This is a genomic window from Streptomyces sp. NPDC014801 (assembly GCF_043082085.1).
Taxonomy (GTDB): Bacteria; Actinomycetota; Actinomycetes; order Streptomycetales; family Streptomycetaceae; genus Streptomyces.
The window spans coordinates 301050-314578 of record NZ_JBIBXG010000010.1; the positions used below are offsets into that span (position 1 = coordinate 301050).

At 72.1% G+C, this 13529-nt stretch carries 13 protein-coding genes; 6 read left to right on the forward strand and 7 right to left on the reverse strand.

Annotated elements, in window-relative coordinates; genetic code table 11:
• Window positions 1–396: 396 nt before the first annotated feature.
• Window positions 397–1872 (forward strand): sensor histidine kinase, encoded by a 1476-nt coding sequence (locus tag ACF1AL_RS25210; protein ID WP_391780152.1) that lies wholly within the window; start codon window positions 397–399, stop codon window positions 1870–1872.
• 350 nt (window positions 1873–2222) lie between these two features.
• On the opposite strand, the gene ACF1AL_RS25215 is transcribed toward ACF1AL_RS25210, so the two are convergent.
• Window positions 2223–2480 carry a WhiB family transcriptional regulator gene (locus tag ACF1AL_RS25215; RefSeq protein WP_003992873.1) on the reverse strand — a complete coding sequence of 86 codons (258 nt, stop codon included), beginning with the start codon at window positions 2478–2480 and terminating at the stop codon, window positions 2223–2225.
• A 321-nt stretch (window positions 2481–2801) separates the two neighbouring features.
• Window positions 2802–3770, reverse strand: a complete 969-nt coding sequence (locus ACF1AL_RS25220; protein ID WP_366839348.1) for a diacylglycerol kinase family protein — start codon at window positions 3768–3770, stop codon at window positions 2802–2804.
• Window positions 3771–3972: 202 nt separating this feature from the next.
• Between ACF1AL_RS25220 and ACF1AL_RS25225 the strand changes: the two genes are divergently transcribed.
• Window positions 3973–4422, forward strand: coding sequence for a hypothetical protein (locus ACF1AL_RS25225; protein ID WP_391819526.1), 450 nt, complete (start codon window positions 3973–3975; stop codon window positions 4420–4422).
• A 112-nt stretch (window positions 4423–4534) separates the two neighbouring features.
• Here ACF1AL_RS25225 and ACF1AL_RS25230 read toward each other — a convergent pair whose 3' ends face one another.
• The 3 genes from ACF1AL_RS25230 to ACF1AL_RS25240 all read right to left on the reverse strand — a co-directional run bounded on the left by ACF1AL_RS25230 (window position 4535) and on the right by ACF1AL_RS25240 (window position 6704).
• Entirely contained in the window at window positions 4535–5704 is a 1170-nt protein-coding gene (locus tag ACF1AL_RS25230) for a SigB/SigF/SigG family RNA polymerase sigma factor (RefSeq protein ID WP_366839346.1), read from the reverse strand.
• The gene (locus ACF1AL_RS25235; protein WP_103781358.1) at window positions 5701–6117 is read right to left on the reverse strand and encodes an anti-sigma regulatory factor; all 417 of its coding nucleotides are present in this window, start codon (window positions 6115–6117) and stop codon (window positions 5701–5703) included. The genes ACF1AL_RS25230 and ACF1AL_RS25235 overlap by 4 nt, the downstream gene beginning before the upstream one ends.
• 326 nt (window positions 6118–6443) lie before the next feature.
• On the reverse strand, window positions 6444–6704 hold the full coding sequence (locus ACF1AL_RS25240; protein WP_366839344.1) for a UBP-type zinc finger domain-containing protein: 261 nt from the start codon (window positions 6702–6704) through the stop codon (window positions 6444–6446).
• Window positions 6705–6765: 61 nt separating this feature from the next.
• On the opposite strand from ACF1AL_RS25240, the gene ACF1AL_RS25245 reads away from it, so the two are divergent.
• Complete coding sequence (locus tag ACF1AL_RS25245; protein ID WP_391703405.1) at window positions 6766–8364, forward strand: Na+/H+ antiporter; 1599 nt, start codon at window positions 6766–6768, stop codon at window positions 8362–8364.
• Here ACF1AL_RS25245 and ACF1AL_RS25250 read toward each other — a convergent pair.
• Together ACF1AL_RS25250 and ACF1AL_RS25255 are read right to left on the reverse strand one after the other, a co-directional pair.
• Window positions 8346–9281, reverse strand: a complete 936-nt coding sequence (locus ACF1AL_RS25250; RefSeq protein ID WP_391827464.1) for a 1-aminocyclopropane-1-carboxylate deaminase/D-cysteine desulfhydrase — start codon at window positions 9279–9281, stop codon at window positions 8346–8348. The two genes, ACF1AL_RS25245 and ACF1AL_RS25250, sit on opposite strands and share 19 nt — an antisense overlap.
• 67 nt (window positions 9282–9348) lie before the next feature.
• Window positions 9349–9939, reverse strand: a complete 591-nt coding sequence (locus ACF1AL_RS25255) for an N-acetylmuramoyl-L-alanine amidase (protein WP_391827466.1) — start codon at window positions 9937–9939, stop codon at window positions 9349–9351.
• 315 nt (window positions 9940–10254) lie between these two features.
• Between ACF1AL_RS25255 and ACF1AL_RS25260 the strand changes: the two genes are divergently transcribed.
• From ACF1AL_RS25260 to ACF1AL_RS25270, 3 genes are all read left to right on the forward strand, one after another.
• Complete coding sequence (locus tag ACF1AL_RS25260; RefSeq protein ID WP_366839339.1) at window positions 10255–11661, forward strand: family 2B encapsulin nanocompartment shell protein; 1407 nt, start codon at window positions 10255–10257, stop codon at window positions 11659–11661.
• 62 nt (window positions 11662–11723) lie between these two features.
• A complete protein-coding gene (locus tag ACF1AL_RS25265) occupies window positions 11724–12770 on the forward strand; it encodes a family 2 encapsulin nanocompartment cargo protein polyprenyl transferase (RefSeq protein ID WP_391703483.1) in 1047 nt (348 codons plus the stop codon).
• A gap of 124 nt (window positions 12771–12894) precedes the next feature.
• A complete protein-coding gene (locus tag ACF1AL_RS25270; RefSeq protein ID WP_391827468.1) occupies window positions 12895–13488 on the forward strand; it encodes a GNAT family N-acetyltransferase in 594 nt (197 codons plus the stop codon).
• Window positions 13489–13529 lie beyond the last annotated feature (41 nt).

The window sequence follows — 13529 nt, forward strand, 5'->3', positions numbered from 1 at the left end:
CCCAGTGGTCTAGTCCACAATGCGTAAGGAGTGCGCGAGAACGAGAGCGCGCAGCGACACGAGCCTCCGTCTTCCCCGCACAGGAAGACGGACCGAGGAACCGGAGCTCTCTGCCCTGACTGCCCCGGCTCCTCACCTTCGGCCGACCGGGACCGCACACCCCACGGCCGATATTGCTCCGGGCTGCGGTGCCGGGAGGGTTGAGGGTCCCTCCCAGGCGCCGCGGCCCGCGGGTGTTTCCGGGGCCGGTACGACCGGCCGCCCCCTCCGGTACGACCGGCCGCCCCTCCGGCACGACCGCCCGCCCCCTGGGGTGTGACCGCCCGGTACGACCGCCCGCCCCCTGCCCGGCCGTACATTTCAGGGCCGTACAAACCGCCAGGTACGCTCGCACACGTGCCCTCCATGAACGAACTGGTCCGCCAGCACACCGCCCTCGACGACTCCGACCTCGAGTGGCTCCACCTGCTGGTGTCGGAGTGGCAGCTGCTCTCCGACCTCTCCTTCGCCGACCTGGTCCTGTGGGTGCCCACCCGGGACGGCACCCGGTACGTCTCGGTCGCCCAGATGCGGCCCAACACCGGCCCCACCTCCTACCAGGACGACATGGTCGGCCACCTCGTGCCGCGCGGCCGGCGCCCCATGCTGGACGCCGCGCTCGACGAGGGGCGGATCGTGCGCGAGGGCGACCCGGAGTGGCGCGAGGAGGTCCCCGTCCGGGTCGAGTCGATCCCGGTGCGGCGCGAGGGCCGCGTCCTCGGAGTGATCGCCCGCAACACCAATCTGCTCACCGTGCGCACGCCCAGCCGGCTGGAGCTGACCTATCTGCAGAGCGCCTCCGACCTCGCGCAGATGATCGCGGCCGGATCGTTCCCGTTCCCCGACCAGCAGGTCGACATGGACGCCTCGCCGCGCGTCGGCGACGGCCTGATCCGGCTCGACGCGGACGGCATCGTGCAGTACGCCTCCCCGAACGCCCTGTCGGCCTACCACCGCCTGGGCCTCGCCTCCGACCTCGTCGGCCAGCACCTCGGCCAGACCACCGCCGAACTCGCCCCGACCCGGGGCCCGGTGGACGAGGCGCTCGCCAAGGTGGCCAGCGGCTGGGCGCCGCGCGAGTTCGAGATCGAGGCGAACGACGGGGTCATCCAGTTCCGGGCGATCCCGCTCAAGCCGAAGGGCACGCGGATCGGTTCGCTGGTGCTGCTGCGGGACGTGACGGAACTGCGGCGCCGCGAACGTGAGTTGATCACCAAGGACGCCACCATCCGGGAGATCCACCACCGGGTGAAGAACAACCTCCAGACCGTCGCGGCGCTGTTGCGGCTGCAGGCCCGGCGCATCGACTCGGACCGGGGCCGGGAGGCGCTGGAGGAAGCGGTCCGCCGGGTCGGCTCGATCGCCATCGTGCACGAGACGCTGTCCCAGAACCTGGACGAGCGCGTGGAGTTCGACGAGATCGCCGACCGCGTGCTGTCGATGGTCGCGGAGATCTCCCCGGGCAAGGTCATCGGCCGGCGCACCGGCCGCTTCGGCATCCTGGACGCCGAGGTCGCCACGCCGCTGTCGATGGTCCTCACCGAGATCCTGCAGAACGCCCTGGAGCACGGCTTCCGTCAGGGCGACACCGGCACGGTCGAGGTCTCCGCGGTGCGCGGCGGTACGACGAAGGAGGCCCGGCTGCTGGTCACCGTCCAGGACGACGGGGTCGGCCTGCCCGAGGGCTTCGACCCGCACACGGCCGGCAACCTGGGCCTGCAGATCGTGCGGACGCTGGTGGAGGGCGAGTTGGGCGGCACCTTCGACATGGTCCCGGCTCCCGAGCGCGGCACCCAGGTGATCCTGGACATCCCGGTGCGGTCGCAGAAGTAGGACCGGGCGGGGTGGCGGGGCCGGCCGCGGAAGCGGTCGGGCCGCGCGAGCGACGGATGTCACGCAGAGTAAGTGGCCCTCGCCACAGGGGCCTTGAGGTCCAGATCACAGGGGCGTCGAGAGGCGCGCCACAAGCACGACGAGGGCCGCGTCACACGGAAGCTGAGGTCCGTGCCACACGGCCGTCGGCACAGCAAAAAGCCCCGGACCGCCATTGGTCCGAGGCTAGTGCTCGTTGCTGCTTCAGCTAGCTCAAGCGCATCGGGTTACTGCGCGCTGCGGCTCGGGGGCGGGAGATGCGCACGCGATGTGCGCGCCGCCAAGCTCAGGCTGTCAGCAGGGGTGGGGCGTCAGGCGGAGGCCTGACGGGCCCGGTTGCGGGCGGCGCGGCGCTTCATGGCGCGGCGCTCGTCCTCGCTGAGACCACCCCAGACGCCGGAGTCCTGACCGGACTCGAGCGCCCACTGCAGACACTGCTCGATCACCGGGCAGCGACGGCAGACGGCCTTGGCTTCCTCGATCTGCAGCAGCGCAGGACCGGTGTTGCCGATGGGGAAGAAGAGCTCGGGGTCTTCCTCGCGGCAAACGGCGTTGTGACGCCAGTCCATGGCTGCTACCTCTCCTTGGTATTACGTGCAAGTTGCTTGTGAATGTGAACGCTTTCACGAATCCCTCAACAAGTGAAGGGCCGACCGCCGAGTCTTCCCCGGCGTGGTCCTGTGGTTTGAAGAGGGGTTCCGGTGATCAGTGGAGGCCGGTGTTGCGGGCCGTCCCGATCGCCACGTAGAGACTCGCAAACCTCAGCGGCGGATACAACCCCTTCCGGAAAGTTTTTTTTGATTCTTCGGTGTCGACTAGGTCACAGCCGTACTTCCATGGGGTGGATCCTGGCCTAAACGTTCGAGTGAAAGGACTTTAGCCCCTTCTGCTCACACAATCACACGCAGTGCACGGCGTACACCTGTGAACGTCACGCTGGTACGCAGCCCCAGATGGTCACCGTCCATCTGGAGGGGGAGCGGCACCTTCGAATGCAAGGTGAAGCGGTCCAGATCGTGCAGGGCGAGGGCGTGCCTGCCGCGCGGTCCGCGCTCCGGGGACGAAGTGAGCAACTGGGTGCCATACCGGGCAACCGCGGCCGTCGACAGACGGCTGAGACCGAACACATCGAGCCCCGTGTCGAACGACGCCTCCGGGGAGGCGTAGATCGGGCGGTTGCCGAGGAAGGTCCACGGCGAGGTGTTCGAGACTATGGAGAGCACCAGATCCGTGACCGGCTCCTCGCCGTCCCGCTCCAGTGTGATCGAGCCGTGCCGGCGGTTCGGCTCGCCCAGCAGCTGCCGTACGACCTGCCGGACGTACAGCGCGTGCGTCGACTTCTTCCCGCGCTCGCGGTGCTGCTCCACCCGGCCGACCACGCCCGCGTCGAAGCCGAGTCCCGCGTTGAAGGTGAACCAGCGCTCGGGCACCGCCTCGTCCTCGGTGCCCGGCGTGCCCGAGGCCAGGCCCAGGCCGACCGTGCGCTCGCTGCCCTCGCGCAGCGCGTCCAGCAGGGCGCCGGTCGCCTCGACGGCGTCGTTGGGCAGCCCGAGGGCGCGGGCGAAGACGTTGGTGGAGCCGCCGGGGACCACGGCGAGGCCGGGCAACCGGTCGGGGTCGGGGCCGGCGTGCAGCAGACCGTTGACGACCTCGTTGACGGTGCCGTCGCCGCCGAGCGCCACGACCAGCTCGACGTCGTCGGCGAGGGCGGCCTGCCGGCCCAGGTCACGCGCGTGCCCGCGGTACTCGGTGGTGACCGCCTCCAGCTTCATCTCACTGGCGAGTGCGTGGATGAGCACGTCACGTGTGCGTGCGCTGGTGGTGGTTGCCGCCGGGTTGACCACGAGAAGTGCACGCATGACGTGCAGCGTACCTACTGAGCGGTACTCGGACGAGGGCGAGGTAGGGAACGGGTAAGAGGACGGGCGTGAGGCTCGACACGGGGAGGGCTGCGGGGCGGTACCGGCGGATGAGCGGGGGCGCGAGGGAGAGCCGGGACGCGCACCGCGGGGCGGGGAGGCTTGCCGAGGGGAGCGAGGGGGTGCGGGCTACCCTTCAGGGGTGAGCAGTGAGCAGAACCCCACCCCCGTGCAGACGCAGGACCCCGCCGCCGGTCCCCGCCCGCGGCGCCTGACGTACGCCGCGGCGCTTGCCGGCCTGGAAGGGCTCGCGCTGCTGGTCGGCGGGGTGTGGATGCTCGTCCTCGGTCTGGTCGGCTCCCCGGACGACCGGAAGTCGGCCGTGACCGGCGGAGTGACGCTGATGATCCTCGCGCTGCTGCCCCTGCTGGCCGCCCGCGGACTGCTGACCCGCCGCAGCTGGAGCCGCGGCCCGGCCGTCATCACGCAGGTCATGGCGCTGCCGGTGGCCTACAACCTGATCCACGCCGACGGCGCCGCCATCCCGGTGGGGATCGCGCTCGCCGCCGTGGCCGTCGCCGCACTGGTGCTGCTGGTCAACGGCGAGACCACCCGGGCCCTCGGCATCCGGGGGCCGGGCGCCCGCAAGTAGTCGTACGGAATCCGGGAAGCCCCGGATCGGGCGGATCCCGGAAGGGAGCCCCGGACCGAACCATGAGGGCTCCCCGGGAGGGGGCCCGGGTCGAGCCGGGACGGCAGGCGTCTCACTCCTCCACGAGGAGCTTCTCCCGCAGCTGGGCCAGGGTCCGGGCGAGGAGGCGGGAGACGTGCATCTGGGAGATGCCGACCTCCTGCGCGATCTGCGACTGGGTCATGTTGCCGAAGAAGCGCAGCAGCAGGATCCGCTTCTCGCGCGGCGGGAGGTCCTCCAGCAGCGGCTTGAGCGACTCGCGGTACTCCACGCCCTCCAGCGCCTCGTCCTCGGCGCCCAGGGTGTCGGCGACCGCCGGGGACTCGTCGTCGGTGTCGGGGACGTCCAGGGACAGCGTGGAGTACGCGTTCGCGGACTCCAGGCCCTCCAGGACCTCCTCCTCCGAGATCGCCAGCTTCTCGGCCAGTTCGTGCACCGTCGGCGAGCGGCCGTGCAGCTGCGACAGCTCCGCCGTGGCGGTCGTCAGCGACAGCCGCAGCTCCTGGAGCCGGCGCGGCACGCGCACCGCCCAGCCCTTGTCGCGGAAGTGCCGCTTGATCTCGCCGACGACCGTCGGGGTCGCGTACGTGGAGAACTCCACGCCGCGGTCCGGGTCGAAGCGGTCGACGGACTTGATCAGCCCGATGGTGGCGACCTGGGTGAGGTCGTCGAGCGGCTCGCCGCGGTTGCGGAAGCGGCGCGCGAGGTGCTCGACGAGCGGCAGATGCATCCGGACCAGCCGGTTGCGCAGCTCGGCGTACTCCGGGCTGCCCTCCTTCAGTCCGCGCAGCTCGATGAACATCGCCCGCGCCCCGCTGCGGTCCTGCAGGCCGTGCTGTGTGGCCTGCAGGGCCGGCGCGGTCTGCGCGTCCGGCGACTGTTCCTCGGAATCCCGCTGGTGCTCGCTCATCGTCCCGCCCGTTGCCCTTCCCCGAGCCCCGGCTTCCGCTCGGACAGGGGTGCCCCCGTTCCGCCGGTCCCGGGGCGTGCCCGGTCCGGCGCCTTCCTTCGCGCGCGTGCCGCCGTCCGCGGCCTCGTGCGCGCCGGCCTCGGCGGTGCCCCGCGGACCGGCTCCCGCCGCCCGGGAGGACTCGTCCTCCGGATGCGGCCGGGCCTGCTCGGGGATGCCGTCGATGCCGGCCGCCGTACGCCGGGAAGCACCCTGAGCGCCCAGGGCGTCCTCGGACGGCAGCTCCCGTGTGCCGCGCTCTTCGTCCCGCACCGGCCCGTCCCCGTTCCTCACGCCGGCCCGGGTCCCGCGCCGCGCTGTTTGTAGAGGCTGATCGAAACGGTCTTGTCCTCGTCCACGGCGGAGGAGACCTTGCCCGCGAGGGCGGACAGGACGGTCCAGGCGAACGTGTCCCGCGAGGGAGCGTGCCCGTCCGTGGTCGGCGCCGAGACGGTGACCTCGAGTGAGTCGTCGACGAGCCGGAAGACGCAGGAGAGCACCGAGCCGGGCACGGCCTGCTGCAGCAGGATCGCGCAGGCCTCGTCCACCGCGATGCGCAGGTCCTCGATCTCGTCCAGGGTGAAGTCCAAACGGGCCGCGAGACCGGCCGTGGCCGTCCGCAGCACCGACAGGTAGGCACCCGCAGCCGGCAGCCGGACCTCCACGAAGTCCTGGTTCACCGCGGGTTCGCCTGCGATCTGGGACACCCTCACCTCCAAGGTGGTACAAGCTGTTCGGGGCCGAGGGTCGCCCCCCGGGTCAACGCGAAGTGTGGTACAGCGGTGACGCTATCGCGCCCGGAAGTTTCCTGTCCCGGGACCCCAACCCCTTGCCGTCACTCATAGTAAAACTCCGGATACGCTCCGTGGCTAGGGGGTGTGCGGGCCCAATTGGGAAGAGCGCGCGCCGGATTGACGTACCCAGACGTCAGACGCTCGAACCGTACCCGGTACGGCCGCTTCCGGTCTCCTCTCGTGGCCCCGTTTCCGCCCGGACCGGACCGCTTTTCGCCGGCCCGGACCCGCGGGCCGTCTCAGACCAGCACGTGGTCGACGAAGCACCAGCGCCAGTCCTCGCCGGGTTCGAAGGTCCGCATCACCGGGTGACCGGAATCCTTGTGGTGCTCGGTGGCGTGCCGGCCCGGCGAGGAGTCGCAGCAGCCCACGTGGCCGCACGTCAGACACAACCGCAGCTGCACCGGGTGGGTGCCGTCCCGCAGACACTCCGGACACGTCTTGCTCAGCGGCGCGGGTTCCGGATGCGGCAGCGCGTCGGCGTGCGTGCACTGTTTCATGATTGCCAGGTTACGACGGGCACGCGCACGGCGGCGCGGAAAAAGAGGGTGGGCGAGGACGATGGACGTGATGCCACTGCTGTTGCTGGTGGCGGGCAGCGCCGCGGTGGCCGCGGCGGCCCGGCGCACCCCGGTGCCGGCGCCGCTGCTGCTGGTCGCGGTCGGCCTGGCGGTGTCGTACGTGCCCGGCATCCCCGACTACCGGCTCGACCCGGAGGTCGTCCTGCCGCTGCTGCTGCCCCCGCTGCTGTACACCTCCGCCACCGACAGCTCCTACCTGGACCTGCGCGCGCAGATGCGGCCGGTGGCGCTGCTGTCCGTCGGATACGTCCTCTTCGCGACCGTCGTCGTCGGCTGGGCCGCGTACGTCCTCGTGCCCGGTCTGCCGCTGACCGCGGCCCTCGTGCTCGGCGCCGTCGTCGCCCCGCCGGACGCGGTCGCGGCCACGGCGGTGGCGCGCCGGGTGGGGCTCCCCTCGCGGATCACCACCATCCTCCAGGGCGAGTCCCTGCTGAACGACGCCACCGCGATCACCGCCTACAAGGTGGCCCTCGCCGCGGCCGTCGGCGAGGGCGCGTCCTGGGCGGGCGGCATCGGGGAGTTCCTGCTCGCCGCGGTCGGCGGCGTGGTGGTGGGCCTCGTCCTCATGGCCCCGATCCACTGGCTGCGCACCCACCTGAAGGAACCCCTGCTGCAGAACACCCTCTCCCTGCTGATCCCGTTCGTCGCGTACGCGACGGCCGAGCAGGTCCACGCCTCGGGTGTGCTGGCCGTGGTCGTCGTCGCCCTCTACCTCGGCCACCGCGCCTGGGAGGTCGACTTCGCCACCCGGCTGCAGGAGGAGGCCGTGTGGAAGATGGTCGCCTTCGTCCTGGAGTCGGCCGTCTTCGCGCTCATCGGACTGCAGCTGCCGGTCGTCCTGCAGGGCCTCGGGGAGTACGAGGGCGTCGACGCCGCCGGGTACGCCGTCGCCGTCTTCCTGGTGGTCGTCGCGGCCCGCTTCCTGTGGGTGTACCCGGCGACCTTCGTGCCCCGGCTGCTGTCCGCGCGCATCCGCGCGCGGGAGGACAACCCCACCTGGCGCGGTCCCGTCGTCATCGCGTGGGCCGGCATGCGCGGTGTGGTGTCCCTCGCCATCGCCTTCTCCATCCCGCTCCACCTGCACGACGGCCAGCAGCCCTTCCCGCACCGCAACCTCGTGCTGTTCCTGACCTTCACCACGGTCATCGGCACGCTCGTCGTGCAGGGCCTGACCCTGCCGCCGCTGATCCGCCTGCTGAAGTTCCCGGGCCGCGACGTGCAGGCCGAGACCCTCGCCGAGGCCAACGCCCAGGCGCAGGCATCCCGCGCCGCCGAACAGCGCCTCGACGACCTCCTCTCCGACGAGCGCAACACGCTCCCGCCGCCGCTCGCCGACCGGCTGCGCACCGTCCTGGAGCGCCGCCGCAACGCCGTGTGGGAGCGCCTCGGCCAGGTCAACCCGATCACCGGGGAGACCGCCGACGACACCTACCGGCGGCTGTCCAGCGAGATGATCAGCACCGAGCGGGAGGTCTTCGTGAAGCTGCGCGACGGCCGCTACATCGACGACGAGATGCTGCGCACCCTGCTGCGCCGGCTGGACCTGGAGGAGGCGGCGGCCTACCGGGAGGCGACCTGACCGCCGTCCGCCGGCTCGGGGAACGGGCGCCCGGTGATCACGGCCGCCAGGGTCGTGCCCCGCGGGAAGGCGCCCTCCTCGGCGAGGGCGAGCAGGGCGTACAGCATCTTGGCGACGTACAGACGCTCCACGGGCAGGCCGTGCCGCTCCTCGAAGTCCTCCGCGAAGGCGTCGAGCACGGCGGGCACGCGCGCGTAGCCGCCGAAGTGGAACCGGTCGTCCACGGACCAGGTGCCGCGCCGGTCCCCGAACGCCGCGTGCTGCAGCCGCCGCACCTCGCCGGCGAGGAAGCCGCCCTTGAGGACGGCCACGCCCAGCGCCCGCTGCTGCGACGCCAGTCCGGCGGCCAGCCCGGCCAGCGTGCCGCCGGTGCCGCAGGCGACGGCGACGACGTCGGCCCGCCCGCGCAGCTCGGCGCCGAGCGCCACGCATCCGCGCACGGCGGCCGCGTTGCTGCCGCCCTCGGGGACGACGTACGCGTCCGGCACCCCCGCCGCGCGCAGGACCGCGGCAAGAATGTCCGGTTCCGCTTTACTGCGGTACGTCGATCGGTCGACGAAGTGCAGCCGCATGCCGTCGGCGGCGCACCGGGCGAGGACGGGGTTGAGCGGCTTCCCGGCGAGTTCCTCACCGCGGACCACCCCGTGCGTCGGCACGCCCAGGAGACGACCCGCGGCGGCCGTGGCCCGCAGATGGTTGGAGTACGCGCCGCCGAACGTCACGATCGGCCGCCCGGCCGCCGCCGCCAGGTTGGGCGCGAGCTTGCGCCACTTGTTGCCGACCAGGTCGGGATGGATCAGGTCGTCCCGCTTGAGCAGCAGGCGGACACCGTGCCGCGCGAGGCGGTCGTCCTTCGCCTCCCGCACCGGGGAGGGCAGGCGGGGGCGCAGGGCGTCCAAGGCGTCCGGGCTGGTCACGGCACCATTGTCGAACAGCCGTCCCGGCCCGCCCACCGCGGCCTGCCCGGTCGCCACGGTCGGGCCGTCACTTCAGGCGGTGGCCGATCCGCTCCCGCAGCCACGCCATGGTGAACCCGCGCGGGTCCACCTTCCCCGGCTGCCACTCCAGGTGGCCGATGACCGACCGCTGCGTCCAGCCGTGCCGGCGGCAGATCGCCGCCGCGGCCTTCTCGATCGCCTCCAGCTGGGCCGGCGGCCACGGATCCTCGCCGTCGCCGAGGTTCTCGCACTCGAAGCCGTAGAAGTGGCGGTTGCCGTCGGTGTCGGCCTCGTTGTCGTGCGGCAGCGCCTTCTCCGCGATGACCGCGCGCAGCACGTCGTCGTCGCCGAGGCCGGCGTGGTTGGCGCGGCCGTAGCCGACCAGGTGGACCGTGCCGTCCTTGGTGATCACCCCGTGGCACAGCGGCCCCGGCAGTCCCGGGTGGCCGTCGCGGCAGATCTCCACCGTGCGCGCGCCGCCCCGGGTCACCGTGTGGTGGATCATCACGCCGTGCACCGGGCCCCAGGGGCCCTTGTGATTGCGGTTGTGATGCCTCCAGTCGCCGACCTCGACGACCCGCAGGCCCTCGGCTCTCAGTGCGGCCAGGAAGTCGCTCGCGGACAGGGGTGAGGCCATGCCGCCTCCTTCGTGCTGCCGTCCCCGCGGCCGCGGACTGCGGCCGCCGTCGTAGAGCGCTTCTACCGAAAACGGACGAGCCGGACGACATCGTTCGTACGGTGTGCGAGCCGATCCGGACACGGCGAGGGACGGCAGGGGCGGATCACGCCGCGGCCGGGCGGAGGGGTGATCCCCGTGTCTTCCCATCCGGCGCTGATCACAACCCCCCTCTTTCGTGTAATAGCACCGGCACGCTCCGTGATGAGAGCCTGGTCAACAGATCGATGCCTGGCCCACTTCGGAGCCAGTGCAGCACTGGGAGGGCAATTCTCTATGTCGGTAGGCGAAGAGGTCCGCACGGAAGAGACCAGGCCGCAGCAGAGCCTCGGCACCGCGGCCGCGCGGAACCTGGCCACCACCACCAAGTCCGTACCGCAGATGCAGGAGATCAGCTCCCGCTGGCTGCTGCGGCTGCTGCCGTGGGTCGACGTCCAGGGCGGCACGTACCGGGTGAACCGACGGCTGACCTACGCCGTCGGCGACGGCCGCATCACGTTCGTGAAGACCGGGGAACGGGTCGAGGTCATCCCCGCGGAACTGGGCGAGCTGCCCGCCCTGCGGGCGTACGAGGACGAGGAGGTGCTGGGGGAGCTCGCGCAGCGCTGCCGGCAGCGGGAGTTCGCCCCGGGCGAGGTGATCGCCTCCTTCGGCAGCCAGGCTGACGAGGTGTACCTGCTGGCCCACGGCAGGGTGGAGAAGGTCGGCACCGGCCCCTACGGCGACGACCAGGTCCTCGGCGTGCTCGCCGACGGCGCCTACTTCGGCGACCAGGCGCTGCTCGCCGACGACGCCATCTGGGAGTACACCGCCCGCGCCGACACCGCCTGCACGGTGCTGACGCTCTCCCGGCAGGACCTCGAACAGGTCGCCGAGCGTGCCGAGTCGCTGCGCGAGCAGCTGGGGCGGGCGCGCTCGATCCCGGCGCAGCGCACCAACAAGTACGGGGAGAAGGAGGTCGAGCTCGCCGCCGGCCACTCCGGTGAGCCGGACATCCCGCACACCTTCGTCGACTACGAGCCGCGGCCCCGCGAGTACGAACTGAGCATCGCCCAGACCGTGCTGCGCATCCACACGCGCGTGGCCGACCTGTACAACCAGCCGATGAACCAGACCGAGCAGCAGTTGCGGCTCACCGTCGAGGCGTTGAAGGAGCGCCAGGAGCACGAGCTGGTCAACAACCGGGAGTTCGGCCTGCTCTCCAACTGCGAGTACGACCAGCGGATCCAGCCGCACGACGGCGTGCCCAGCCCCGACGACATGGACGAGCTGCTGAGCCGGCGGCGCGGCACGAAGATGTTCCTCGCCCACCCGCGCGCGATCGCCGCGTTCGGGCGCGAGCTGAACAAGCGCGGGCTGGTCCCGGAGACCATCGACGTCGGCGGCAACCGCATCCCGACCTGGCGGGGCGTGCCCATCTACCCGTGCAACAAGATCCCGGTGACCGAGGCGCGCACCACCTCCATCATCGCGATGCGTCTCGGCGAGCAGGACCAGGGCGTCATCGGCCTGCGGCAGTCCGGCATCCCGGACGAGATCGAGCCGAGCCTGTCGGTGCGGTTCATGGGCATCAACGAGCAGGCGATCATCAAGTACCTGGTCACGGCCTACTACTCGGCCGCGGTGCTGGTGCCCGACGCGCTGGGTGTCCTGGAGAACGTCGAGATCGGCCGCTGGCGGTGACCCTCCCCGTCCAGGGGCCGTGTGCCCGCCCCGCGGCGGGGCGGGCACACGCTTCGGTCGCACTGCCGCAGCAGGCCGGCGCGGCGGACGGATCCGAGGCGGTGGCGCTGCTGGAGGGCGCGCGTGCCCTGGTCGACCCCGAACTGCGGGCGGCGGTCGCGTCGCTGCCGGAGTCCATGCGGCGGATCGCCGCCTACCACTTCGGCTGGGAGCGGGCCGACGGCAGCCCGGACGCGGCGCCCGCGGGCAAGGCCCTGCGGCCCGCGCTGGTCCTCGCCGCGGCGGACGCGCTCGGCGGGCCCACGGCCCGGGACAGCGCCGTACGGGTGGCCGCCGCGGTGGAGCTGGTGCACAACTTCACGCTGCTGCACGACGACGTGATGGACCGGGACGCCACACGCCGGCACCGGCCGACGGTGTGGTCCGTGTTCGGGGACGCCGACGCGATCCTGGCCGGCGACGCGCTGCAGGCGCTCGCGCTGCGGCTGCTCGCCCAGGATCCGCACCCGGCGGCCACGGCGGCCATCGCACGGCTCACCTCCTGCGTCGTGGAGCTGTGCGCCGGACAGCACACCGACACGGCGCTGGAGCGGCGCCCGTCCGGCGAGGTGGAGCTCGACGAGGTCCTCGCGATGGCCGAGGCCAAGACGGGCGCGCTGCTCGGCTGCGCCTGCGCCGTGGGCGCGCTGTACGCCGGGGCGTGTGCCGAGGACGTCGAGGCGCTGGACGCGTTCGGCCGGGAGGCCGGGCTGGCCTTCCAGCTGATCGACGACGTGATCGGGATCTGGGGGGATCCCCGGCGGACGGGCAAGCCGGCCGGCGCGGACCTCGCGGCCCGCAAGAAGTCGCTGCCGGTCGTCGCCGCGCTGGCCTCGGGCACACCGGCGGCCGCGGAGCTGGCGGAGCTGTACGCCGGACCGTCACGGCCGGGCGACGTCGAGCGGATGGCCCTGGCCGTGGAGCGGGCCGGCGGCCGGGACTGGGCCCAGGAAGAGGCCGCCGACCGGATGTCCCGCGCGGTGGGCGCACTGGCCCGCGCCCTGCCGGACCCGGAGCGGGCGGGAGGACTGCTGGGGATGGCGGAGTTCGTCACGCGACGAGGGGCGTAGCGCGTCGGTCGCCGGTCGCTCGAGGCCGGCGACCCTTCGCAGCAGCGTGGCGTCCGCTCGCACGGGCGCGATGGATAGGGTCAACCTCCGTACACGGCAGGCACGTTGAGCGGAGGTCGGTCCCATGGGTGTGGTCATACGGCGCGCGGGCGAGGCGGATCGGGAGCTGGTCGTCCGGCTGCTGGACGAGGCGTTCGCCGACGACCCGGTCAGCGCCTGGGTCTTCCCGGACGAGGAGTACCGGCGCCGCGTCCACCACCGGCTCATGGCGGCGTTCACCGACGTCGTGCTGGAGGAGGGGTGGATCGACCTCGCCGAGGACGGCACGGCCTGCGCGCTGTGGCTGTCCGTGCCCGAGGGGGAGCACGACGACGAAGAGGGTCCGGCCGAGCTGCGCCGGGCCGTGGACCCCGCCAACGAACGCGTGGAGCGGATCGGGCGGCTGACCGCGGGCATCCATCCCACCGACCGTGCGCACGCCTATCTCTGGATGATCGGTGTCGCGCCGGACCGGCAGGGCGCGGGGCTGGGCACGGCGCTGATCGAGCATGTGCTGGAGCGGTGCGACCGCGACGGAGTGCCGGCCTATCTGGAGGCCAGCAACGCGCGCAGCCGCGCGCTGTACGAGCGGCTCGGCTTCGCCGTTCTCCCGGACCGTGTGCTGGATCTCCCCGACGGGCCGCGCATGTGGCCCATGTGGCGCGAACCGCGCGGCTGAGAAAAGACCTTGCCACCACTACAGCCGGAGTACTACAACTG